Below are 21,466 nucleotides of genomic sequence, written 5' to 3'. Positions count from 1 at the left end.
CTCCCCTGGTTGTTCGTCGTGTTCCTGTCTCTTCTGCCCCCGGAAGTCCCCCGCACTCGGCCCTGTTCGAACATCGCCGTGCCACCACGTTCGAACAGGACCGCGGGCCCGGCGGGCGGGTGTCAGACTGGAGGCGCCACGAGAGGAGATCCCAGCAGGTGGACGCACTGATCCCCCGCCCCGCGTCCAGCCCCGGCCCGGGTGCCGCACACCTGCCCGGCTGGCTCACCGCACCGCAGCAGCGCAGACTCGTGGCGGCGTGCCGCGAGTGGGCGGCCGGTCCCGTTCCCATGCGGCACACCAGGCTGCCGCGGGGCGGGGTGATGTCGGTGCGCACGGTGTGCCTGGGCTGGCACTGGCAGCCGTACCGGTACACGCGTACCGCCGGCGACGTCAACGGCAGCCGGGTGGCCGCCCTGCCCGGCTGGCTCGCCGACCTCGGCAGACGCGCCGTCGCGGACGCCTACGGCGACCCCTCGGCGGCCGAGGGGTACGAGCCGGACACCGCCCTGGTCAACTTCTACGACGGCGCAGCGAGAATGAGCATGCACCAGGACAAGGACGAGAGGTCCGCCGCGCCCGTCGTCTCGCTGAGCATCGGCGACACCTGCGTATTCCGCTTCGGCAACACCGCCTCGCGCGGCCGGCCGTGGAGCGACATCGAACTGGCCTCGGGCGACCTGTTCGTCTTCGGCGGACCGTCCCGCTTCGCGTACCACGGCGTGACGAAGGTCTTCGAGGGCACCGGCGACCCGGCCACCGGCCTGGCGTCGGGGCGGCTGAACCTGACCCTGCGGGTCACCGGCCTCACGGACTGACGCAGCCGGCGGACGATGCCGGAGAGCGGGGGGAAGTCCCCTCCGCCACATGCGTGCCGTCCGCCATGTGTAGGAGGGCCTCATCTGCCAACCCGGGGCCCATGGACGAGCGGTATCCCGACCCCGAGGACCCCTCGCACTCCCCTGGCCTGGAGCCCGGCGGAGGGGTACCGCCCGGGGAGACACCCCCGGGCGAGGACAGCACCGCCGGCGCGGGGCCCGACGAGCGCCACAACCCCGCGAAGGGCTGGACGAAGGCGCCGATGCTCGTGCTGGCGGTCCTCGTGGCGCTCTTCCTCGTCTACTTCCTGGCCAGGGCCGTGGAGTTCTGAACCAGGGGCGTACGGGGAGGCCGGGCCGCGGGGCGGCCGCGAGGGTGAGGCCGCGGGCAGGCAAGCGCACCCCCTTCCCGCTTGTCTGCCCGCGGCCTCATCACCGCCTGGTCACTGCCTGATCACCGCCTGCCGTGTCCCTTACCCGTCCGGGCCCCGTCTGTCACTTCCGGGCCCGGCCGGGCCCGAGTGGCACCGGAACGCTCAGGGCGCGGGCGGCGCCGGCTGCGGCTCGGGGTCCGGGGGGACGGGCTCGGGGCCGGGGCCCGGCGGCTGCGGAATCGGGTCGGGGGCAGGCCCGGGCGGTGGTCCCGGCGTCGGAGCCGGGACGGGGTCGGGTGCAGGTCCCGGCCCCGGCCCGCCGGGCTCCGGCGGCGGGGTGGGGTGCGGCGGAACCGGGTCCGGCCTGCGGCCGGTCGGCGTCGTCCTCGTGCCTGACTGCTGTGGCATGAACACTCCAGCGGACTCACATCGCGGCGTGTGCTGTACGTCCCGCCGGGTTCCCGGTTCCCCCGCCGTCACTCACCGTGCCGTCGTGCCGTCACCGGGAGGAGACCTCGCTGCGGTCACCGCCCCAGAGGGTGTGGAAGGAGCCCTCGCGGTCGGTGCGGCGGTAGGTGTGCGCGCCGAAGAAGTCACGCTGCGCCTGTGTGAGCGAGGCGGGCAGACGGGTGCTGCGCAACGCGTCGTAGGAGGCCAGGGCGGCCGAGAAGCCGGGTACGGGGATGCCGTGCGCCACCGCGGTGGCCACCACCGCACGCCAGTCGCCCTGCGCCTCGCCGATCTCCTTGGCGAAGTACTCGTCCGCCAGCAGCGTCGGCAGGCCGGGGCTGGAGGCGAACGCGGCACGGATGCGGTCCAGGAACGCGGCCCTGATGATGCAGCCCGCGCGCCAGATGGCGCCGACCGCGCCGGGGTCGATGTCCCAGCCGTACTCGTCGCTGCCGCTGCGGATCATGTTCCAGCCCTGCGCGTAGGAGGTGATCTTCGACGCGTACAGGGCCTGCTCGACCTTCTCGGCGAAGCGCTCGGCCTCCGCCCCGGCCAGGGGCGCGGCGTGCGGGCCCGGGAGGTGGGCGCTGGCGGACCGCAGGTCGGCATGGCCGGACAGCGAGCGGGCGAAGACCGCCTCGGCGATGCCGGAGACCGGCACTCCGAGGTCGAGCGCGGTCTGTACGGTCCAGCGGCCGGTCCCCTTCTGCTCGGCCTGGTCGGCGACGACGTCGACGAAGGGCTTGCCGGTGGCCGCGTCGGTGTGGGAGAGGACCTCCGCGGTGATCTCGATGAGGTAGGAGTCCAGACGTCCGGTGTTCCACTCGCGGAAGGTCTCCGCGATGCGGGCCGGGGTGTAGCCGGCGACGTCCCGCAGCAGGTGGTACGCCTCGCCGATCAGCTGCATGTCGGCGTATTCGATGCCGTTGTGCACCATCTTCACGAAGTGGCCGGCGCCGTCCGGGCCGACGTGCGTCGTGCAGGGCGTGCCGTCCTCGGCCTTCGCGGCGATGCTCTCCAGCATGGGGCGCAGCGACTCGTACGCCTGCGGGGAACCACCGGGCATGATGCTCGGCCCGTGCAGGGCTCCTTCTTCTCCCCCGGAGATGCCCGCTCCGACGAAGTGCAGGCCCCGCTCGCGCAGTTGCTGCTCGCGGCGGCGGGTGTCGGCGTAGTGGGCGTTGCCGCCGTCGATGATCACGTCGCCCTCTTCGAGCAGTGCCGCGAACTCGTCGATGACGGCATCCGTGGGCCCTCCCGCCTTGACCATGATGATCAGCCGCCGCGGCCGCTCCAGGGCTGCGACGAACTCCTCGGCCGTCTCGGCTGCGATGAAGCTGCCCTCGTCCCCGAAGTCCCGCACCAGATCACGGGTCTTGGCTGCCGTGCGGTTGTGCAGGGCGACGGTGTAGCCGTTACGGGCGAAGTTGCGGGCGAGGTTGCTGCCCATGACGGCGAGGCCGGTGACGCCGATGTGTGCGGTGGTGCTCATGCTGATGCTCCCGGTTGTGGATGGACGTCGCCGTGGGTGGCGGTGCGGACGTTTCGGTGCCGGACGTGCACTGCTCCCCGACGACGGTGCGCCGGGCGGCGCCGGGGTGTGCACAGATCTTGCCGATGTGCGCATTGTCGGTCGGCACGGGGGTGGACGGGCGCGGAATCCCCCAGCCCACCGGCCGGGATCAGCCCAGTGGCTTGCCGTCGACGATCGTCTCGACGCCCGGGGCGAGGAAGCACAGACGGCCGGCGATGCGCAGGGCCTCGTCCAGCGGCTGTTCGTAGCACCAGGCGGCGTCCGCGACGGCGGTGCCGCCGGCGTGCAGCGTCCGGTAGGAGGCGCGGCCCTTGTAGGGGCAGTGCGTGTGCGTGGCGCTGGGCGCCAGCAGTTCGGCGCGTACGTCCTCCGCCGGCAGGTAGAAGCGGTTGGGCAGACCGGTCTCCGACAGCAGCACGGCACGGCGGCTCTCCGCGACGTCCACTCCCTGGGCCCTGATCCGCACGTGCCGGCTGGTGGGGCGGATGTCGATGCGGTGGTACGGGTCGCGGATGTGCCCGGTGACCTCCTCGTCCTCGTCGAACCAGGCGTGCATCGCCGACCAGTACACGGCGACGTGCCCCTTGAGCCACTCCGCTCCGGGCAGCGGATCGGGGTAGCTCCACACGGCGTTCTCCGCCAGATCCTCCCCTGCGCGCACGCTCCAGTAGCGTGCGTCGCCCTTGAAGGGGCAGTGGGTGCTGTGGCCGCTCTCCTCCAGCAGGTCCTCACGCAGCGCGGAGCGCGGAACGTAGACCTGGGGCAGCAGATTGCTCTCGTGCAGCAGCTTGGCGTCGTCGCTGTCCAGCACCGTCTCACCGCCCAGCAGCGCGCGTACCCGGCGCGGGAAGGGATGCCACAGCAGGCGGTGGGCGGGGCCGTCGATACGGTAGTTGACGGTTTCCGGGGGCCGCGAGGCGAGCGGCCCGCCGCCGAGCGTGAGGGTCATGGGGCTGGGGCCTCCGTGTCCGGGGTGACAGTGGGTGCGGACCCCACTGTCGCACTGCCGGTGCGGCACCGCCCGGTGCCGGGGGCGGGGCGGCCGCCGGCGCAGGCGGACGCCCCGGCCCCGGGTGTCAGCGGATGGTCGAACCGGAGACCGTACGGGCGATGACGAGGCGCTGGATCTCGCTCGTCCCCTCGAAGACCGTGTAGATGGCGGCGTCGCGGTGCATGCGCTCGACCGGGTACTCGCGGGTGAAGCCGTTCCCGCCGAGGATCTGCATGGCCTGGGACGTGACGGTCTTGGCGGTCTCGCCCGCGAACAGCTTGGACATCGAGCCCTCCGCGGAGTCGAACCGCTTGCCGGCGGAGGCCATCCACGAGGCGCGCCAGACCAGCAGCCGTGCGGCGTCGATGCGGGTACGCATGTCGGCGAGCTGGAAGGCGACGCCCTGGTTGTCGATGATGGGGCGGCCGAACTGGACGCGCTCCTTGGCGTAGTCGAGGGCCACCTCGTAGGCGGCGCGGGCGATGCCGACAGCCTGGGCGCCCACCGCGGGCCGCGAGGCCTCGAAGGTGGCCATGGCGGCGTTCTTCACGCGCTCGCCGCTCTTGGCGCGCTCACGCGCGCGGGCCAGGCGCTCGTCCAGCTTGTCCTTGCCGCCGAGCAGGCAGTGGCCCGGGATGCGTACGTCCTCCAGGACGACCTCGGCGGTGTGGGAGGCGCGGATGCCGTGCTTCTTGAACTTCTGTCCCTGGGAGAGGCCGGGGGTCGCCGGCGGGACGATGAACGAGGCGTGGCCCTTGGAGCCCAGTTCCGGGTCGACGACGGCCACGACGACGTGGACGTTGGCGATGCCGCCGTTGGTCGCCCAGGTCTTGGTGCCGTTGAGGACCCATTCGTCCTTGGCCTCGTCGTAGACGGCGCGCGTGCGCATCGCGGACACGTCGGAGCCGGCGTCAGGTTCGGAGGAGCAGAAGGCGGCGACCTGTACGTCGTCGGCGTCGCCGTACATCTGGGGTACCCAGGTGCCGATCTGCTCCTGGGTGCCGTTGGCGAGCACGCCGACGGCGGCCAGACCGGTGCCCACGATGGACAGGGCGATGCCCGCGTCGCCCCAGAAGAGCTCCTCCATCGTCATGGGGATGCCCAGCCCCGTCGGGTCGAAGAACTGCTGGGCGTAGAAGTCGAGGGAGTAGAGTCCGATCTTGGCGGCCTCCTGGATGACCGGCCAGGGCGTCTCCTCGCGCTCGTCCCACTCCGCGGCGGCGGGGCGGATCACATCCGCGGCGAATCCGTGTATCCACTCACGGATCTCCTTCTGGTCCTCGTTCAGATCGAGTGCGAATGCCGGATCGCCCATGGCGGGTCCTTCCATCAGCTAAGTTACCTGCGGTAATAGCCCAAGTCTGTTACCGACTGGTAAGCAATGTCAACCACCGGCGGCCCGGTCGTGCGCACCCCCGGGTGTTACGTTGCGCTGGGGCAGCCGGAACGAAACGGGTGGGGAGGCGCCATGGAGTCCACACAGCAGACGGATCAGCGCAGCGCCGCGGAGCGGCGTCGCAAGGAACTGCTGGAGGCCGCCGAGCGCGTGGTGCTGAGGGACGGCCCGGGGGCCTCGATGAACGCCATCGCCGCGGAGGCCGGCATCACCAAGCCGATCCTCTACCGCCACTTCGGCGACAAGGACGGGCTCTACCGCGCCCTGGCCGTACGGCACACGGACGCGCTCCTCGGCGCCCTGCGCGACGCCCTGGACGCCCCCGCCCAGCGGCGCGAGCGGGTGGAGGCCACCCTGGACACCTACCTGGCCGCCATCGAGACCCGGCCCCAGGTCTACCGCTTCCTGATGCACCCCTCCGAGGACGCCCCCTCCGGCGAGCAGGGCTTCGACGCCGGGCAGCACTCGGCCCCGCTGCTGCGGCGCCTGGGCGACGAGCTGGGCAAGTTCATCCAGGAGCGGCTCGAACTGGGCCCCGACGGCGCGGAGACGGCACGGGTGTGGGGCCACGGCGTGGTCGGCATGGCCTACGCGGCCGGTGACTGGTGGCTGCGCGAACGCCCCTGCCCGCGTGAGCAGTTGGTCAAACAGCTCGCTGACCTGCTGTGGGGGCGGCTGGCGGTGGCCGAGGACCGGGCGGGCGCTCCGGGCTTCTGAGCAGCCCCTCCGCGCCCGCACCGTGCCGGCGCGGCACCCGCCGTGGCCGGCGCGCCGAAAACCGTGCCGCCGCGGCGGCTTCCACAGGGTGAGGCGGTTCGGGCACGGCGCCGGACCTCGGTAGGCTTCACCCCACCGAGGGGCAAGGAGGAGCAGTGACGATGGCAGGCAACACGGACCCGCTGTCTTCGCGGGCGAAGCTGGCCGTGACAGCGGGCAGAGCCGCTGCGGCGGTGTCGCGTGCGGCGGGTCGCGGAAGCGGATCGGTGATCGGCGGCAAGGTCGCCCTCAGACTCGATCCCGACCTGCTGGCGCAGGTGGCCCGGCACCTGGACGTGATCCTCGTGTCGGCCACGAACGGCAAGACGACGACGACCCGTCTGATCGCGGAGGCCCTGCGCGCCAACGGCGGTGTGGTCTCCAACGCGCTGGGCGCCAACATGCCCGCCGGGATCACCTCCGCGCTGGCCGGCGGTGCCGAGGAGCAGTACGGGGTGATCGAGGTGGACGAGAAGTACCTCGCCACGGTCGCCCGCGATGTGACCCCCAAGGCCATCGCCCTGCTCAACCTCTCCCGCGACCAGCTGGACCGGGCCGCCGAGACGAGGATGCTGGCCGAGCGCTGGCGTGAGGGCCTGTCCGGTTCGAAGGCAGTGGTGATCGCCAACGCCGACGACCCCCTCGTCGTATGGGCCGCCTCCTCCTCCTCGAACGTGGTGTGGGTGGCGGCCGGCCAGGAGTGGAAGGACGACGCCTGGTCCTGCCCGGCGTGCGGCGGAGTGATGCAGCGGCCCGGCGACGACTGGTTCTGCGGGGAGTGCGGATTCCGCCGCCCCACGCCGAGCTGGGCCCTCTCCGGTGACGACGTGCTGGACCCGCACGGGTCGGCGTGGCCGATCAAGCTGCAGCTTCCCGGCCGCGCCAACAAGGCCAACGCCACCACCTCGGCCGCGGTCGCCGCGGCCTTCGGAGTGCCTCCGCAGGTGGCCCTGGAGCGGATGCACGCGGTGACCGCGGTCGCCGGACGCTACGACGTGGTGACGTACCAGGAACGGGAGGTGCGGCTGCTGCTGGCGAAGAACCCGGCGGGCTGGCTGGAGACCTTCTCCCTCATCGACGCGCCGCCCGCGCCGGTCATCCTCTCGGTGAACGCCCGCGGTGCGGACGGCACGGACACCTCCTGGCTGTGGGACGTGGACTATTCCCGGCTGGCCGGGCACCCCATCCGCGTGATCGGTGACCGCAAGCTCGACCTGGCGGTGCGTCTGGAGGTCGCCGGGGTCAACTTCCAGGTGTGCGAGAGCGCCCACGAGGCCGTACGGGCGTGCCCGCCCGGGCGCATCGAGGCGATCGCGAACTACACCGCCTTCCAGGACCTGCGCCGCGTCGTCGGCAACTGAACCCATATACCCGCTCAAGGAGTTGGCGAGCAATGAGTGACACGGGCCTGCGGGTGGTGTGGGTCTATCCGGACCTGCTCAGCACCTACGGCGACCAGGGCAACGCGCTGGTGGTCGAGCGGCGCGCGCAGCAGCGCGGACTGGAGGTGCACCGCACCGACGTCCGCTCCGACCAGCAGGTGCCCACCTCGGCGGACATCTATCTGATCGGCGGCGGCGAGGACCGGCCGCAGCGGCTCGCGGCGGAGCGGCTGCTGCGTGACGGCGGGCTGCAGCGCGCCGTCGACAACGGCGCCATCATCTTCTCCGTCTGCGCCGGCTATCAGATTCTCGGCCGCGAGTTCGTCAACGACCTGGGCGAACCGCAGCAGGGCCTGGGGCTGCTGGACGTGGTCAGCAGGCGCGGCGAGGCCGAGCGGTGCGTCGGCGACGTGCTGGGCGACATCGACGAGAAGCTGGGGCTGCCGCAGCTGACGGGCTTCGAGAACCACCAGGGCATCACCCAGATCGGCCCGAGCGCGCGGCCGCTGGCCCGGGTGCGGCTGGGCAAGGGCAACGGCACCGGCGACGGCACCGAGGGGGCGTGGAACGACACCGTCTTCGGTACGTACATGCACGGCCCCGTCCTGGCGCGCAACCCGCAGATCGCGGACCTGCTGATCCGGCTGGCGCTGGACGTCAACGCGCTGCCGCAGGTCAACGATCACTGGTACGAGGCGCTGCGCAAGGAGCGGATCGCCACGGCGCTGCAGCCCGCCTGATCCACTCCCCCGCCGCCGAGGGGTCCCCCGGGTCTGCGGGCCCGGGGGAGGTTCTACGCTGGTGCGGGCGAAACGGCACAGGGCGGGAGAGCGCGGATGGACCACGGCGGGCACGGCACGACGGCGGATCTGCCGCCCTTCACCCTCGGCCGGGGCCTTGAGTTCACGGGCGAGCCGTTCTTCCTGGCGGGCTGCCTGCTGGCGCTGGTCCTCTATGTCGCCGCCGTGGTGCGGCTGGCCAGGCGCGGCGACCACTGGCCCGTGGGGCGCACGGTCGCCTGGGTGCTGGGCGTGCTCAGCGTGGGCGTGACGATGTGCACCGGCCTGAACGAGTACGGGATGGTGCTCTTCAGCGTCCACATGGTGCAGCACATGATCATCAGCATGCTCTCGCCGATCCTGCTGCTGCTGGGCGCGCCGGTGACACTGACGCTGCGGACGCTGCCCTCCGCGGGGCGCGGGCGCCGGGGCCCGCGGGAGCTGCTGGTGGCCCTGCTGCACAGCCGCTGGATGCGCGCGGTCACCCATCCCGCCTTCACCATCCCGCTGTTCATCGCGAGCCTCTACGGGCTCTACTTCACGCCGCTCTTCGACCTCCTGATGGGCTCCACGGCGGGGCACCTGGCGATGATGGCGCACTTCCTGCTGGTCGGCCTCGTCTTCTTCTGGCCGATCATGGGCGTGGATCCGGGGCCGCAGCGGCCGGGCTACGTCATGCGCATGCTGGAGCTGTTCGCCGGGATGCCCTTCCACGCCTTCTTCGGGATCGCGCTGATGATGGCGTCCGAGCCGATGATCGCCACATACGCGCACCCGCCCGCCTCGCTGGGCGTGAGCGCGCTGGGGGACCAGACGACGGCGGGCGGCATCGCGTGGGCGTTCAGCGAGATCCCCTCGGTGCTGGTGCTGATCGCGCTCGTCTTCCAGTGGCACAAGTCGGACGAGCGGCAGGCTCGCCGCCGGGACCGGGCTGCCGACCGGGACGGCGACAAGGAGCTGGAGGCGTACAACGCCTACCTGGCCTCTTTGCGGGCCCGGCAGCCGTAAGGGCGGGACAGTGGCGTGCCGGGGCGCCGGCGAGCGACCATGGAGCTGTGACCCGGCCCGTTTTGTACGGGAATCCCCGTCGCCCGCCGGGTCCGTGAGGAGGGTGCTTTCGATGCCTGGCACTGCGAAGGCGATGACGGTGAGCACGGTGGCCGCCCTGGTGGCGATCACCGCCTACACGGTGACCCTCGGGGGAAGCGGCTGGCTGTGGTTCGCATGGGTCGTACTCGGTCTGGTCACCCTGGGCACGGCCTCGGTACAGCGCAACTGAGGCGATGCGGTGGGCCCCCTCCCGGCCCGGCGGGGAGGGGGACTACTCTGCGATCTCACCCGACCGCGTGGGGGAAGGCCTTAGCGTGTTCTACAACCTGTTCAAGTACGTACTGCTGGGGCCCTTGCTGCGCCTGTACTTCCGCCCGAGGATCGAAGGGCTGGAGAACATTCCGGAGGAGGGGGCGGCGATCGTCGCCGGCAACCACCTCTCCGTCTCCGACCACTTCCTGATGCCCGCGATCCTGCGGCGGCGCATCACTTTCCTCGCGAAGTCCGAGTACTTCACGGGGCCCGGCCTCAAGGGCCGTCTGACGGCGGCCTTCTTCCGCAGCGTGGGCCAGATCCCGGTGGACCGCTCCGGGAAGGGCGCGGGGCAGGCCGCGATCGACGAGGGGCTGGGCGTGCTCCGCAAGGACGAACTGCTGGGCATCTACCCGGAAGGCACGCGCTCGCACGACGGACGGCTCTACAAGGGCCGGGTCGGGGTCGCGTCGATGGCGCTGCAGGGCAGGGTGAGGGTGATTCCCTGCGCGATGGTGGGGACGTTCGAACTGCAGCCGCCCGGGCGGAAGATGCCCAGGTTCGGCCGGGTGACGATCCGGTTCGGCGAGCCGCTGGACTTCTCGCGCTACGCCGGGATGGAGAGCGAGCGCACGGTGCTGCGGGCCGTCACCGACGAGATCATTCGCGAGATCATGCGGCTGTCCGGCCAGGAGTACGTCGACCTGTACGCACCCGAGGCGAAGGCCCAGCAGGCCAGGGAAGCCAAGGAGGCCAAGGAGCGCGGGCGTACGCGGGGCAGGCGCGAGGGCAGCAGCAAGACCTGAGCCGGCACAAGGGCCCGCGCACGGACGCCGGCCCGTGTGCGGGGCCCGTCCGCCGGCCCGTGTGCGGGGCCCGTCGCAACGGCCGGACGGGGCAGCGGACCGAGGGCCCGGACGCGCGCCGTGCGCCGCACACCGGCCACCGGAGACGAGCGGGGGACGGCCGGGATCCGGCCGTCCCCCGCCTGCTGCCGTATGTGCCCGTCAGCGGCGCACGGCGCGCGGAAGAGCGGGCAGCTCCGCGGACTTGGCCCCGGCCGTGCCGCCGGCCGCCGCCTGCCCCTCGGGCACCGGCGCGCTGTGCGGGCCGCACGTCGCGTCCTTCCCGCCGACCGTGCCCTTCAGTAGGTAGGCGTCGACGCGCTTGTTGATGCAGGGGTTCTCGACGTTGGTGATGCCGTGCGAGCCCGCGTCCCTCTCGGTGATCAGGCGGGAGCCCTTGAGCCGCTTGTGCAGCTCCACGGCGCCGCCGTAGGGGGTCGCCGCGTCGCGTTCGGCCTGCATGAGCAGGACCGGCGGCAGGCCCTTGCCCGGGGCGACCTCCAGTGCCTCCTGCTGCCTGACGGGCCAGGTGGCGCACGGGAGGTTCAGCCAGGCGTTGGACCAGGTCAGGAACGGGTGCTTCTCGTGCAGTTCCGTGTTGTCCCTGTCCCAGGTCCTCCAACTGGCGGGCCACTCGGCGTCGTTGCACTCGACGGCCGTGTAGACGGCGTTGCCGTTCTCGGAGTCCGCGTTTCCCGCGGTGTCGGACATGTCGGGTCCGGCGGCGTCGACGAGGGCCTTCTCGTCGCCCTTGAGGTGGGCGGACCACACGGCCGCGACCTCGGCCCACATCTGGTCGTAGTACGGGGCGTTCTGGAAGAAGCCGAGGAGCTCGGCCGGGCCGACGGCTCCGCCGAAGGGCTCCTTCTTCGCGGCGGCGCGCAGCTTGTCCCACTGCTTGTCGACCTCGGCCGCGGTGCCGCCGATGCCGTAGGTGTCGTCGTGTTCGGCGACCCACTCCGTCCAGTCCTCCCAGCGGGTCTGGAAGGCGACGTTCTGGTCCAGGTTGTTCCGGTACCAGATCTGGTCGCGGGCGGGATTGACCACGCTGTCGACGATCATGCGGCGCACGTGCGCGGGGAAGAGCGTGCTGTAGACGGAGCCGAGGTAGGTGCCGTAGGAGACCCCGAGGAAGTTCAGCTTCCTCTCACCCAGCGCGGCGCGGAGGACGTCCAGGTCGCGGGCAGTGTTGGGCGTCGTCATGTGCGGCAGGAGGCTGCCGCCGCGTTCCTTGCAGCCCTCGGCGTACTCCCTGGCCAGCTTGCGCTGGGCGCGCTTGTCCGCCTCGTCGCCGGGGACGGGGTCCGCCTTGGGTGCCTTGACGAACTCCTGCGGGTCCATGCAGGAGACGGGGGCGGAGTGTCCCACGCCCCGGGGGTCGAACCCGACGAAGTCGTAGGCCCTGGCCGTTGCTTTCCACAGCGGGCTCTCGCCGGTCACGCGCGCGGGGAAGCGCAGTCCGGAGCCGCCGGGGCCGCCGGGGTTGTAGAGCAGGGAGCCCTGGCGCTCCTTCTTGCTGCCGGTGCTCTTCGCGCGGTCGACGGCGATGTCGATGGTCTCGCCGCCGGGTTTCGCGTAGTCGACGGGGACGGTGACGAAGCCGCATTCGATCGGCTTCTCCAGGCCCCAGTCCTCGGGGCAGTCCTTCCAGCCGATGCCCTTCTCGGCGGCGCGCGCGGCGGCGCTCTTCACACCCCGGGCCTCCGCGCCGGCGGACGCGGCCCGCTCCTGGGCACCGCCGGCGAATGCGGTCGGGACCACTGTCAGCCCGGCGACGAGGGCGGCGGAGCCGGCGGCGAGGGTGGCTCTGCGTCTGTTCACGTGGGGGGCTCCCCTGGGGTGGCGGGGCGGCGGCGAGGGCAATTCATGTGTCTGCGGGTGGCTCGATCCTTCCGGCACCCGGCGGCCGGCGACAGTTGGAACTGATGATCCTTGTCAAGTCGTGAATCTACCGGCGTCGTCCAGCACCCGCCCGACGAGAAGGGCATCGGGGGCGACGGCGGTGACCAGCGCGGCGGGACCGGCCAGCGGTGTCACGGACGCGGTCGGGCACAGGGAGACCGCCTGTGCCGGCCGGTCCGTGAACTGCGGTCCCGCGACAAGCAGTTGCCCCACGGCACGGAATCCGCCGAGGACGGCCGCACTGTCCCAGCCCGGTGCGCCGCTCCCCTGGTCGAGCCGCTGGTCCAGCAGCGGCCGGCCGGCGTGGACGAGCGTGAGCCGGCTGGTCAGACGGCCGGGCTCCTCGCCCGTACGGCCGAGCACCAGCACGTCCCGGAAGACCAGACGGGCACGCGGCGCGAGGTCGATGCGGACGCTCTGGTGCAGGACGCTGCCCTGCGCGGAGATCAGCGGCTCGGGCAGCCAGCGCACGCGGGCGTCGTCACCGATGCTCAAGTGGAGGTCGTAGCGGGCGGGTTCGCCTCCCGGCCCGGGCAGGGCGAGGGTGGCGGCCGCGCTGTCCACGCACAGCCGGGCCCCGGGCTCCGCGCGTACGCGCAGGGCCAGCCGGTCCCCGCCCAGCGGTGCGCTCATGGCCCCGACGAGGGTGACCCGGGCCTCCGGTCCCTCGGAGCGGGTGCGCCGCAGAGCGAGAGGGCCCGCGCTGCTCAGCAGCGGAAGCCTCGTCGGGTCGCCCGGGGAGCCGGGAGCGGCGGCCGTGATGCGGGCGGTGGCCTCCACGCCCGTGGCCGTGCGTGGCGGGGCGGTGCTCACGCCGGGGCCGGTGCGGCCGTCCGCCATGCGGCGAGCCGGGCGCGCACCCATTCGGCGACGGGCGTGACGCCGTCCGGTGCGGCCATCGAGGTGAAGACGACGGGGAGGGTGCCGCGCTGTGCTTCGGCGTCCCGTGCCATCGCCTCCAGGTCGGAGCCCACATGGGGTGCCAGGTCGGTCTTGTTGACGACGAGCAGGTCGGAGGAGGTGATGCCGGGCCCGCCCTTGCGCGGGATGTCGTCGCCGCCCGCGACGTCGATGACGAAGATCTGCGCGTCGACGAGGCCCCTGGAGAAGGTGGCGGTGAGGTTGTCGCCGCCGGACTCGATGAGGACGAGTCCGAGCGGCCCCGCGCTCTCCTCCAGGTCCTCGACGGCCTCGAGGTTGGCGGAGATGTCGTCGCGGATCGCGGTGTGCGGGCAGGCGCCGGTCTCCACCGCGGTGATCCGATCGGCGGGCAGCACCGCTTCACGCAGCAGGTGGGCGGCGTCCTCGCTGGTGTAGATGTCGTTGGTGACCACGGCGAGCCGCACCGTCTCGCGCAGCGTGCGGCACAGCGCCGCGACGGTCGCGGTCTTGCCGGAGCCGACGGGGCCGCCCAGCCCGATGCGCAGGGCGCGCCGGGAGCCGTCGGGTCCGGGCCCGGGGGCCGCGCAGGTGTGCCGTTCGGGGTGGGCGGTGGCCTGGTCGAGGTGCATGGCTCTCCTGTGGTGGTGCGGGGGTCATGAGGCGCACAGCCGTACGGGCCGGGCCGCGTGGCTCTCGGCCCCGGTCTCCAGCAGCGGCGCCGAGGCGGCGGGCAGTTCACCGCTGTCCCCGGCCTCGGCCGCCTCGGCGGCCCGGCGGGCGACACCGTCCATGTCCGGGGTGAGCCGGGCGAGGAGGCCGGCCACGTCGTAGGGGTCGAGGCCGAGCAGCCGCACGGCGGCGGTGGCCGGTCCGGAGACGGACTCGTGCACGGCGGCGTGTGCGGCGTCCAGCGGGGTGAGCCCCGCCGCGCGGGCGAGGAGGCCGAGCACGACCGGCTGGTGGGCGCCGCGCGGACGGGCGGCGGCGAGGGCCTCCAGCTCGGGCGAGGGCCAGGTGGCGCGGGCGGCGCGCATGAGCTGGCGGCCCAGTTTCCTCGAGGTGCGCCGCAGGGCGAGCGAGGGGGTGCGGGCGTCGGCGGCGTCCTCGAGTTCGAGGGGGTCGTGAGAGCCGGCGGCCGCGGCGGCGAGGGCGGCGGTGACCAGCCCGGTGGTGTGCAGGCGTCCGTGGCAGAAGCGGGCGAGTGCGGCCGCGTCGGTGAGGCGGCCCGCCGCCACGGCCTCCTCGGCGCCGCCGGAGTGGGCGTGGCCTCCCGCGGGGAAGCGGCCGTCGGCGAGGACGAGCAGAGCCGTTCGGGTCGCGGGGCTGCTTGCGGGCATCCGGGCTCCTTCCACTCGTGGTCCGGTGGGGTCAGAAGAGGAAGTAGCGCTGGGCCATGGGGAGACGGGCGGCGGGGGCGGGTTCGACGGTCTCTCCGTCGACGGTGACGGTGAAGGTGTCGACGGTGACGTGCGGGAGTGCGTCGTTCTCGCGCATGTCGGCCTTGGTGACGGCCCGGGTGCCGCGGATGGCGGCGAACGTCTTGCCCAGGGCGAGCTCCTCGGCGAGGCCGGCGTCGAGCGCCGTTCCGGTCACGAAGTTCAGGGAGTTGGCTGCCGGAGCCCGGCCGAGGGCGCCGAACATCGGCCGGGGCAGGACGGGTTGGGGTGTGGGGACGGAGGCGTTGGCGTCGCCGAGCTGCGCGTGGGCGATCTGCCCGCCCTTGATGACCAGTTGGGGCTTCACGCCGAAGAACGCGGGCTCCCACAGCACCAGATCGGCCAGCTTCCCCGCTTCGACGGAGCCGATCTCGCCGTCCATGCCCTGCGCGACGGCGGGGTTGATGGTGTACTTCGCGACGTAGCGGCGGGCCCGGAGGTTGTCGGCGCGTGAGTCGCCGGGCAGTGCCCCTCGCCGCTCCTTCATCACGTGCGCGGTCTGCCAGGTGCGCAGCACCACTTCGCCCACGCGTCCCATGGCCTGCGCGTCGGAGGAGATGACGGAGATCGCCCCGAGGTCGTGCAGGACGTCCTCGGCGGCGATGGTGCTGGGCCGGATGCGGGACTCGGCGAAGGCGAGGTCCTCGGGTACGGACGGGTTGAGGTGGTGGCAGACCATCAGCATGTCGAGGTGCTCGTCGACGGTGTTGACGGTGTGCGGGCGGGTCGGATTGGTCGAGGAGGGAAGGACGTTGGGCTCGCCGACCACGGTGATGATGTCAGGCGCGTGCCCGCCTCCGGCGCCCTCGGTGTGGTAGGCGTGGATGCCGCGTCCGGCGACCGCGGCGAGTGTGTCGCCCACGAAACCCGCCTCGTTGAGCGTGTCGGTGTGCACGGCGAGCTGCGCGCCGGTCTGCTGGCACACGGTCAGGCACGCGTCGATGACGGCGGGCGTCGCGCCCCAGTCCTCGTGGATCTTGAATCCGGCCGCTCCCCCGCGCAGTTGGCTCATCATGGCCTCGTGGGAGACGGTGTTCCCCTTGCCCAGCAGGCCGACGTTGACGGGCATGCCGTCCATCGCCGCGAGCGTACGGGCGATGTGCCAGGGCCCCGGTGTGACGGTGGTCGCCTTCGTGCCCTCGGCCGGTCCGGTCCCGCCGCCGACGAGCGTGGTCACACCGGACGCCAGTGCCTCCTCGACGAGTTGGGGGCACACGAAGTGCACGTGCGTGTCGACGGCGCCCGCGGTGAGGATCTTGCCGTTGCCCGCGATGATCTCGGTCTCGGGTCCGATGACGAGAGCGGGGTGCACCCCGTCCATGGTGTCGGGGTTGCCTGCCTTGCCCAGCGCGGCGATCCGTCCGTCCCGCAGGCCGACGTCGGCCTTGAGGACGCCCCAGTGGTCGAGGACGAGCGCACCAGTGATCACCGTGTCGGGTGTGCCCTCGGCACGTGCGGCACGGGACTGGCCCATGGACTCCCGGATGACCTTGCCGCCGCCGAAGACGGCCTCGTCGCCGGCGCGGCCCGGTCCGCCGCACAGGTCCTCCTCGACCTCGACGAACAGGGCGGTGTCGGCCAGCCGCACCCGGTCCCCGGTGGTGGGACCGAACAGACCGGCGTACGCGGCGCGGGAGAGCTCAGTCATCCAGCGCACCGCCGGTCTCGCCGCGCAGCCCGGCGACGACGCGCCTGCCCCGCAGCGCTACGAGCGCGACCTGCACGGGGATGCCCGGCTCGAAGCGGACGGCCGTGCCTGCGGCGACGGACAGGCGCTTCCCGCGTGCGGCCGCACGGTCGAAGTCCAGGGCGGGGTTGGCCTCGGCGAAGTGGTAGTGGGAGCCGACCTGTACCGGACGGTCGCCGGTGTTGAGCACGGTCATCCGTGTGACCTCGGCGCCTTGGTTCAGCGGCACCGGGTCGCCGGCGTGGCGGATCTCTCCGGGGATCATCGGGGCGCTCCTGGTGGTACGTCGGCCGGGTGGCCGCCGCACGGGCGGCCGCCGGGCGGGGGCGGGCCCGTCAGGCGACGGGGTCGTGGACGGTGACCAGCTTGGTGCCGTCCGGGAAGGTGGCCTCGACCTGGACGTCGTGGAGCATCTCCGGCACGCCCTCCATGACGTCCTCCCGGGTGAGGACGCCGCGTCCGGACTCCATCAGTTCGGCCACGCTGCGGCCGTCACGGGCGCCTTCGAGGATGTGCGAGGTGATCAGGGCGACGGCCTCGGGGTGGTTGAGCAGCACCCCGCGTTCCCGCCGCTTCCCGGCCACGTCGGCCGCGACGTGGACGAGCAGCCGTTCCTGCTCGTGCGGGGTCAGGCGCATGGTGGCCCTCCACTTCTCCTCGCGCCGGGGCGGGCGGCCGCTTGCGGATGTGCGGCGGCGCCCGCCGGGTCTCACTCCCGCGCGTGGCGCGTCCGCCCGGTCCCGGCAGGCAGGTCAACGGAGAGTAGACGAGGTGCGTTTCGTCGGAGTTACATCGTCCGGCCCGCATCGCCGCCGGTGCGTGTGGTGCCCGCCCGGCGTGAGGTCACCGCGAGCGGCCTGGGCGTGCGCGGGCTGCCGCGGCGAAGAGGCGGCGTACGGGTCCGGCTGTGCGCCTCGCACCGCGCGGCGGGGCCTCACTCTCCGCATGGCGCAACACCCCGTCCGGTAAACGCTCTTGACGGCGCACCGCGCGCCCCGGACGATTCTCGTCATCTGACCGACCCGGCAGTAACTTCGAACCCCCCACACATCGGAGTCCCTGTGATCCGCAAAGACACCAAGCGCCGCACCCTCATCGCCGTCTCCACCGGTGCCGCCCTGACCGCCTCCCTGCTCGGGGCCACCGGCGCGCAGGCCGCGCTGGCAGAGCCCGCTGCCGCCGCGCCTGACATCCCGGTGACGGCCGTCCAGGAGGACCTGAAGGGACTCCAGTCCGTCGCCGAGGCCAACGGCGGCAGCCGCGCGCACGGCGAGCCGGGCTTCAAGGCATCGATCGACTACATCAAGGACAAGCTGGACGAGGCCGGGTTCGAGACCAGCGTCCAGGAGTTCGACGGCAGCGGCGAGACGGGCTACAACCTCGTCGCGGACTGGCCCGGCGGCTCCTCCGATGAGACGGTGATGGTCGGCTCGCACCTCGACTCGGTCGGCAGCGGTGCCGGGATCAACGACAACGGCTCGGGCTCCGCCGGCATCCTCCAGGTCGCGCTCGCCGTGGCCGAGGCCGACCTGCAGCCGGGCAAGCATCTGCGGTTCGCCTGGTGGGGCGCCGAGGAACTGGGCATGGTCGGCTCACGGCACTACGTCGACAGCCTGCCGGCCGGTGAGGTCGACAAGATCGGCACCTACCTCAACTTCGACATGATCGGCTCGCCCAACGCCGGCTACTTCGTCTACGAGGACGACGCGGCCGTCCAGGGCGTCTTCCAGGACTGGTTCGCCGAGAAGGGCATCGAGACGGAGAGCTCCTCCGAGATCAACGGGCGCAGCGACCATGCCTCGTTCGCGGCCGAAGGAGTCACCGTCGGCGGTACGTTCACCGGTGCCGGCGCCACGATGACCGAGGAGCAGGCCGCCAAGTGGGAGGGCCAGGCCGGCGAGGCGTACGACAGCTGCTACCACTCCGCGTGCGACGACGTCTCCAACGTCAATGAGAAAGCGCTCGACCTGAACACCGACGCCATCGCTCACGCCGTCTGGGAACTCAGCTCCTGATCACCCCTTCGGGGGACTTCTCCCCCGCCGCCCCGCGGCGGTGACTTCCCACCGCGGGACTCAGCTCTTCCGGCCCGGCCGCCCGTCACCGGCGGCCGGGCCGCCGTGCTGCGCGGCGATGCCGAAACGCCGGGGTTCACGTTCGCCGGGGGCGGACGGCGCGTCGCGCACCGTCGAGAGAGTGCTGATCACGCCCTCCTCGGCCGCCGCGTCGGCCTCCTGCAGTCTCTCCAGGTCAGCAGCCGAGACGAGCGCGGCCAGAGGCTTGCCGTGCCGGGTCACCACCACGCGCTCGCCGCCGTAGACCACGCGGTTGATCAAGTCGGCGAGAGCCGCGCGTGCTTGCGTCACCGGAATCTCGTAGGTCATGCCCCCAGCATAACGTCATGTACGTCCTGTACATTTTTACAGAGGGACGCCCAGTGAGACCACACAGTGGAGAGGTGACGTCATGCCCACCCGACCCGACGCCCGCTACGTACTGCCGGAACTGACCGAGCGCACCGGCAGCGGAACCCGGACGCTCGATCCGTACTCGAAGCTGCTGGACGAGCGCATCATCTTCCTGGGCACGCCGGTGGACGACACGGCCGCCAACGACGTCATGGCGCAGCTCATCCATCTGGAGGCCGCGGCCCCCGAGCAGGACATCTCCCTCTACATCAACTCCCCCGGCGGCTCGTTCACGGCGATGACCGCGATCTACGACACGATGCAGTACGTCAGTTGCGACATCGAGACGGTCTGCCTGGGCCAGGCCGCCTCCGCCGCCTCGGCACTGCTGGCTGCCGGGGCACCCGGCAAGCGGCTCGCGCTGCCGGGGGCGCGCATCCTCCTCCATCAGCCCTCACTCGCCGAGCCGGTGCGGGGCCAGGCCGACGACCTGGCGATCCAGGCACGGGAACTGCTGCGCACCCGGGAGCAGTTGGAGCAGCTCTACGCCCGGCACACGGGGCAGCCGCCGAGCACCGTCCGGACCGACCTGGAGCGCGAGAAGATCTTCGAAGCCGAGGCGGCGCTGGCCTACGGACTGATCGACCACCTCACGGCCGCCCGCAAGCCCGGCGGCGCCGGGCACACCGGGCGGTGAGGGGCGGTGCTTCCTCCCGAACTGCCGCCGCTGCCCGCGCTGACCAGCGCCGAGGGCGGGGTCGTCGACAGCTATCTGGAGGTGCTCGACCTGCTGGGCCGGATCAACCCGGCGCGGGCGGAGCACACCTACGGCGCGCTGCGAGCCGCACAGGCCCTCACCAACAGGGCGGCCGCGCTGCGGGACGCGCTGACGCTGATGCACGAGCGCGGAGAGAGCGAGCTGCACGGCACGACGCTGGCAACCGCCCTGCGGGTGCTGGACGGTGAGCGGCGCTCGGCCCTCGTCGGCCTTCCGCCATCCGGCGGGCCCGGGGGGTGAGCGGTGGCCGGGAGGCCGCGGGGACACGGTCGTTCACGGCCGCGGGCGGTCACGGGACGCGGGCGGCCGCAGCTCAGCGAAGAGCCCCCGGCGGTGCCGTACGGACGATCGCGGCGACCGCTCCGGCCAGCCGCTCGTCGCCGATGTCGGCGCGCGCCGTCAGGCGCAGCCGGGAGATGCCGTCCGGCACCGACGGCGGGCGGAAGCAGCCCACTTGCAGACCTTCGGCGCGGCAGTCCGCGGCCCAGCGCACGGCCTCGCCGGGTGAGGGCGCCCGTACGGAGACCACCGCGGCGTCGGGCCGCGCGGCGTGCAGCCCCGCCGCGCTGAGCCCGCTGTGCAGTGCGGTGGCCGCCCGGCGTACGCACCCGGCGCGCTCCGGCTCGCGGCGCAGCAGCCGCAGAGCGGCGAGCGCCGCTCCCGCGGCGGGGGGCGCGAGTCCGGTGTCGAAGATGAAGGTGCGGGCGGTGTCGATGAGATGGGCGATGACCCGGGCCGGTCCCAGGACCGCTCCGCCCTGGCTGCCCAGGGACTTGGAGAGCGTGACGGTGGCGACGGTGCCGGCACCGCCCGCGAGGCCGGCGGCGTGCACCGCGCCCCGCCCGCCGTCGCCGACGACACCCAGGCCGTGGGCGTCGTCGACGAGGAGCGCGGCACCGTGGGCGCGGCAGACCTCGGACAGCTCGGGCAGTGCGGCCGCGTCACCGTCGACGGAGAAGACGGAGTCGGTCACGGCGAGGGCCCGTCCGTCGTGGCCGTCCAGGGCCTTGCCGACGGCCTCGGGGTCCCGGTGCGGGACGACGGCGGTCTGCGCACGTGAGAGGCGGCAGCCGTCGATGAGGGAGGCGTGGTTTCCCGCGTCGGAAACGACGAGGGTGCCGGGGGCCGTCAGCGCGGTGAGGGCGGCCAGGTTGGCGGCGTAGCCGGAGGAGAGGACCAGCGCCGCCTCGAATCCGCAGAAGCCGGCGAGTTCCGCCTCCAGTTCGGCGTGGAGTTCGGTGGAGCCGGTGACCAGACGCGACCCGGTGGAGCCGGCGCCCCACCGGCGGGCGGCCTGCGCTGCGGCTTCGGTCACCTCGGGGTCGCGGGTGAGTCCGAGGTAGTCGTTGCCCGCCAGGTCCAGCAGCCCGGACGTGGCGGGCCGGTGCCGCAGCGTGCGGACGAGACCGGCGCGCTCCCGGGCGCCGCGGGCTTCCTCGAGCCAGCCGAAGGGGTCGTCGGCGGCGTGAGGGCCGGGCTCACGCGGGCCGTCCGGGGCGGAGCGGCGCGGGGAAGCGGAATGTGCCTGGGGCTCCTCGGGCATGGCGGACGTCCTCGACTTCAGCTGGGCCGGTGCTCGGCTCCGTGCTCGGCTTCACCACCGGGCGGGACGACCGGCGGGATGACCGGCGGCCTGCCGCGCCGGGCACGTGCCGCACTGCGCGCGTTCGTATGCAGTCCATAGACCGTAGTACCTCGCGCGCCGGGGCGCGGTGTGGCGATACACACACCTCCCGGGCGCGGTCT

General features: G+C 72.6%; 23 protein-coding genes. 11 read left to right on the top strand and 12 right to left on the bottom strand.

What is annotated here, in order from left to right:
- Positions 1–158 precede the first annotated feature (158 nt).
- Together H343_RS0120875 and H343_RS0120870 are read left to right on the top strand one after the other, a co-directional pair.
- Positions 159–818 (top strand): alpha-ketoglutarate-dependent dioxygenase AlkB, encoded by a 660-nt coding sequence (locus tag H343_RS0120875; protein WP_028432740.1) that lies wholly within the window; start codon positions 159–161, stop codon positions 816–818.
- 101 nt (positions 819–919) lie between these two features.
- Positions 920–1,150, top strand: coding sequence for a DUF6480 family protein (locus H343_RS0120870; protein WP_028432739.1), 231 nt, complete (start codon positions 920–922; stop codon positions 1,148–1,150).
- A 541-nt stretch (positions 1,151–1,691) separates the two neighbouring features.
- Here the strand turns inward: H343_RS0120870 and gndA are convergent.
- The 3 genes from gndA to H343_RS0120855 all read right to left on the bottom strand — a co-directional run bounded on the left by gndA (position 1,692) and on the right by H343_RS0120855 (position 5,482).
- On the bottom strand, positions 1,692–3,134 hold the full coding sequence (gndA, locus tag H343_RS0120865) for an NADP-dependent phosphogluconate dehydrogenase (RefSeq protein WP_028432738.1): 1,443 nt from the start codon (positions 3,132–3,134) through the stop codon (positions 1,692–1,694).
- Between the two features lie 190 nt (positions 3,135–3,324).
- On the bottom strand, positions 3,325–4,125 hold the full coding sequence (locus tag H343_RS0120860; protein WP_028432737.1) for a DUF427 domain-containing protein: 801 nt from the start codon (positions 4,123–4,125) through the stop codon (positions 3,325–3,327).
- A gap of 127 nt (positions 4,126–4,252) precedes the next feature.
- Entirely contained in the window at positions 4,253–5,482 is a 1,230-nt protein-coding gene (locus H343_RS0120855; protein ID WP_028432736.1) for an acyl-CoA dehydrogenase family protein, read from the bottom strand.
- A 153-nt stretch (positions 5,483–5,635) separates the two neighbouring features.
- Between H343_RS0120855 and H343_RS0120850 the strand changes: the two genes are divergently transcribed.
- The 6 genes from H343_RS0120850 to H343_RS0120825 all read left to right on the top strand — a co-directional run bounded on the left by H343_RS0120850 (position 5,636) and on the right by H343_RS0120825 (position 10,588).
- Positions 5,636–6,280 carry a TetR/AcrR family transcriptional regulator gene (locus H343_RS0120850; RefSeq protein WP_028432735.1) on the top strand — a complete coding sequence of 215 codons (645 nt, stop codon included), beginning with the start codon at positions 5,636–5,638 and terminating at the stop codon, positions 6,278–6,280.
- 161 nt (positions 6,281–6,441) lie between these two features.
- Positions 6,442–7,680 carry a MurT ligase domain-containing protein gene (locus tag H343_RS0120845; protein WP_028432734.1) on the top strand — a complete coding sequence of 413 codons (1,239 nt, stop codon included), beginning with the start codon at positions 6,442–6,444 and terminating at the stop codon, positions 7,678–7,680.
- A gap of 32 nt (positions 7,681–7,712) precedes the next feature.
- Positions 7,713–8,441, top strand: a complete 729-nt coding sequence (locus H343_RS0120840) for a glutamine amidotransferase (RefSeq protein WP_028432733.1) — start codon at positions 7,713–7,715, stop codon at positions 8,439–8,441.
- A gap of 96 nt (positions 8,442–8,537) precedes the next feature.
- Positions 8,538–9,488, top strand: coding sequence for a cytochrome c oxidase assembly protein (locus H343_RS0120835; protein ID WP_028432732.1), 951 nt, complete (start codon positions 8,538–8,540; stop codon positions 9,486–9,488).
- A gap of 112 nt (positions 9,489–9,600) precedes the next feature.
- The gene (locus tag H343_RS35630) at positions 9,601–9,759 is read left to right on the top strand and encodes a hypothetical protein (RefSeq protein WP_028432731.1); all 159 of its coding nucleotides are present in this window, start codon (positions 9,601–9,603) and stop codon (positions 9,757–9,759) included.
- Between the two features lie 85 nt (positions 9,760–9,844).
- The gene (locus H343_RS0120825) at positions 9,845–10,588 is read left to right on the top strand and encodes a lysophospholipid acyltransferase family protein (protein WP_028432730.1); all 744 of its coding nucleotides are present in this window, start codon (positions 9,845–9,847) and stop codon (positions 10,586–10,588) included.
- Positions 10,589–10,789: 201 nt separating this feature from the next.
- On the opposite strand, the gene H343_RS0120820 is transcribed toward H343_RS0120825, so the two are convergent.
- The 7 genes from H343_RS0120820 to H343_RS0120790 all read right to left on the bottom strand — a co-directional run bounded on the left by H343_RS0120820 (position 10,790) and on the right by H343_RS0120790 (position 17,172).
- A complete protein-coding gene (locus tag H343_RS0120820; RefSeq protein WP_028432729.1) occupies positions 10,790–12,448 on the bottom strand; it encodes an alpha/beta hydrolase in 1,659 nt (552 codons plus the stop codon).
- Between the two features lie 114 nt (positions 12,449–12,562).
- Positions 12,563–13,369 carry an urease accessory protein UreD gene (locus H343_RS0120815; protein WP_037904498.1) on the bottom strand — a complete coding sequence of 269 codons (807 nt, stop codon included), beginning with the start codon at positions 13,367–13,369 and terminating at the stop codon, positions 12,563–12,565.
- Complete coding sequence (gene ureG / locus H343_RS0120810; RefSeq protein ID WP_028432727.1) at positions 13,339–14,040, bottom strand: urease accessory protein UreG; 702 nt, start codon at positions 14,038–14,040, stop codon at positions 13,339–13,341. Before ureG ends, H343_RS0120815 begins: the two co-directional genes overlap by 31 nt.
- A 24-nt stretch (positions 14,041–14,064) precedes the next feature.
- Positions 14,065–14,748, bottom strand: a complete 684-nt coding sequence (locus H343_RS0120805) for an urease accessory UreF family protein (RefSeq protein WP_028432726.1) — start codon at positions 14,746–14,748, stop codon at positions 14,065–14,067.
- Positions 14,749–14,779: 31 nt separating this feature from the next.
- The gene (locus tag H343_RS0120800; RefSeq protein ID WP_028432725.1) at positions 14,780–16,495 is read right to left on the bottom strand and encodes an urease subunit alpha; all 1,716 of its coding nucleotides are present in this window, start codon (positions 16,493–16,495) and stop codon (positions 14,780–14,782) included.
- Positions 16,488–16,799, bottom strand: a complete 312-nt coding sequence (locus tag H343_RS0120795) for an urease subunit beta (RefSeq protein ID WP_028432724.1) — start codon at positions 16,797–16,799, stop codon at positions 16,488–16,490. The genes H343_RS0120800 and H343_RS0120795 overlap by 8 nt, the downstream gene beginning before the upstream one ends.
- A gap of 70 nt (positions 16,800–16,869) precedes the next feature.
- Complete coding sequence (locus tag H343_RS0120790; protein WP_028432723.1) at positions 16,870–17,172, bottom strand: urease subunit gamma; 303 nt, start codon at positions 17,170–17,172, stop codon at positions 16,870–16,872.
- Positions 17,173–17,598: 426 nt separating this feature from the next.
- On the opposite strand from H343_RS0120790, the gene H343_RS0120785 reads away from it, so the two are divergent.
- On the top strand, positions 17,599–18,549 hold the full coding sequence (locus tag H343_RS0120785; RefSeq protein ID WP_486586989.1) for a M28 family peptidase: 951 nt from the start codon (positions 17,599–17,601) through the stop codon (positions 18,547–18,549).
- A gap of 60 nt (positions 18,550–18,609) precedes the next feature.
- Here the strand turns inward: H343_RS0120785 and H343_RS0120780 are convergent, their stop codons facing one another.
- Complete coding sequence (locus H343_RS0120780) at positions 18,610–18,918, bottom strand: type II toxin-antitoxin system Phd/YefM family antitoxin (protein ID WP_028432721.1); 309 nt, start codon at positions 18,916–18,918, stop codon at positions 18,610–18,612.
- Between the two features lie 82 nt (positions 18,919–19,000).
- Here H343_RS0120780 and H343_RS0120775 point away from each other — a divergent pair, with 82 nt between their 5' ends.
- A complete protein-coding gene (locus tag H343_RS0120775) occupies positions 19,001–19,639 on the top strand; it encodes an ATP-dependent Clp protease proteolytic subunit (protein WP_028432720.1) in 639 nt (212 codons plus the stop codon).
- Positions 19,640–19,645: 6 nt separating this feature from the next.
- Complete coding sequence (locus tag H343_RS0120770) at positions 19,646–19,960, top strand: hypothetical protein (RefSeq protein WP_028432719.1); 315 nt, start codon at positions 19,646–19,648, stop codon at positions 19,958–19,960.
- Between the two features lie 73 nt (positions 19,961–20,033).
- Here H343_RS0120770 and H343_RS31855 read toward each other — a convergent pair whose 3' ends face one another.
- Complete coding sequence (locus H343_RS31855; RefSeq protein ID WP_051265635.1) at positions 20,034–21,263, bottom strand: 8-amino-7-oxononanoate synthase; 1,230 nt, start codon at positions 21,261–21,263, stop codon at positions 20,034–20,036.
- Positions 21,264–21,466 lie beyond the last annotated feature (203 nt).

The sequence above is a fragment of the Streptomyces sp. TAA204 genome, from assembly GCF_000424965.1.
This window is presented reverse-complemented; position numbering and strand designations above follow the sequence as displayed.

What these genes read in the sequence shown, in the direction of transcription:
- H343_RS0120870 (WP_028432739.1), top strand. Translation starts at nt 920, where the DNA reads ATGGACGAGCGGTATCCCGACCCCGAGGACCCCTCGCACTCCCCTGGC.
- gndA (WP_028432738.1), bottom strand. Translation starts at nt 3,134, where the DNA reads ATGAGCACCACCGCACACATCGGCGTCACCGGCCTCGCCGTCATGGGC.
- H343_RS0120860 (WP_028432737.1), bottom strand. Translation starts at nt 4,125, where the DNA reads ATGACCCTCACGCTCGGCGGCGGGCCGCTCGCCTCGCGGCCCCCGGAA.
- H343_RS0120855 (WP_028432736.1), bottom strand. Translation starts at nt 5,482, where the DNA reads ATGGGCGATCCGGCATTCGCACTCGATCTGAACGAGGACCAGAAGGAG.
- H343_RS0120850 (WP_028432735.1), top strand. Translation starts at nt 5,636, where the DNA reads ATGGAGTCCACACAGCAGACGGATCAGCGCAGCGCCGCGGAGCGGCGT.
- H343_RS0120845 (WP_028432734.1), top strand. Translation starts at nt 6,442, where the DNA reads ATGGCAGGCAACACGGACCCGCTGTCTTCGCGGGCGAAGCTGGCCGTG.
- H343_RS0120840 (WP_028432733.1), top strand. Translation starts at nt 7,713, where the DNA reads ATGAGTGACACGGGCCTGCGGGTGGTGTGGGTCTATCCGGACCTGCTC.
- H343_RS0120835 (WP_028432732.1), top strand. Translation starts at nt 8,538, where the DNA reads ATGGACCACGGCGGGCACGGCACGACGGCGGATCTGCCGCCCTTCACC.
- H343_RS35630 (WP_028432731.1), top strand. Translation starts at nt 9,601, where the DNA reads ATGCCTGGCACTGCGAAGGCGATGACGGTGAGCACGGTGGCCGCCCTG.
- H343_RS0120815 (WP_037904498.1), bottom strand. Translation starts at nt 13,369, where the DNA reads ATGGCGGACGGCCGCACCGGCCCCGGCGTGAGCACCGCCCCGCCACGC.
- ureG (WP_028432727.1), bottom strand. Translation starts at nt 14,040, where the DNA reads ATGCACCTCGACCAGGCCACCGCCCACCCCGAACGGCACACCTGCGCG.
- H343_RS0120805 (WP_028432726.1), bottom strand. Translation starts at nt 14,748, where the DNA reads ATGCCCGCAAGCAGCCCCGCGACCCGAACGGCTCTGCTCGTCCTCGCC.
- H343_RS0120800 (WP_028432725.1), bottom strand. Translation starts at nt 16,495, where the DNA reads ATGACTGAGCTCTCCCGCGCCGCGTACGCCGGTCTGTTCGGTCCCACC.
- H343_RS0120795 (WP_028432724.1), bottom strand. Translation starts at nt 16,799, where the DNA reads ATGATCCCCGGAGAGATCCGCCACGCCGGCGACCCGGTGCCGCTGAAC.
- H343_RS0120790 (WP_028432723.1), bottom strand. Translation starts at nt 17,172, where the DNA reads ATGCGCCTGACCCCGCACGAGCAGGAACGGCTGCTCGTCCACGTCGCG.
- H343_RS0120780 (WP_028432721.1), bottom strand. Translation starts at nt 18,918, where the DNA reads ATGACCTACGAGATTCCGGTGACGCAAGCACGCGCGGCTCTCGCCGAC.
- H343_RS0120775 (WP_028432720.1), top strand. Translation starts at nt 19,001, where the DNA reads ATGCCCACCCGACCCGACGCCCGCTACGTACTGCCGGAACTGACCGAG.
- H343_RS31855 (WP_051265635.1), bottom strand. Translation starts at nt 21,263, where the DNA reads ATGCCCGAGGAGCCCCAGGCACATTCCGCTTCCCCGCGCCGCTCCGCC.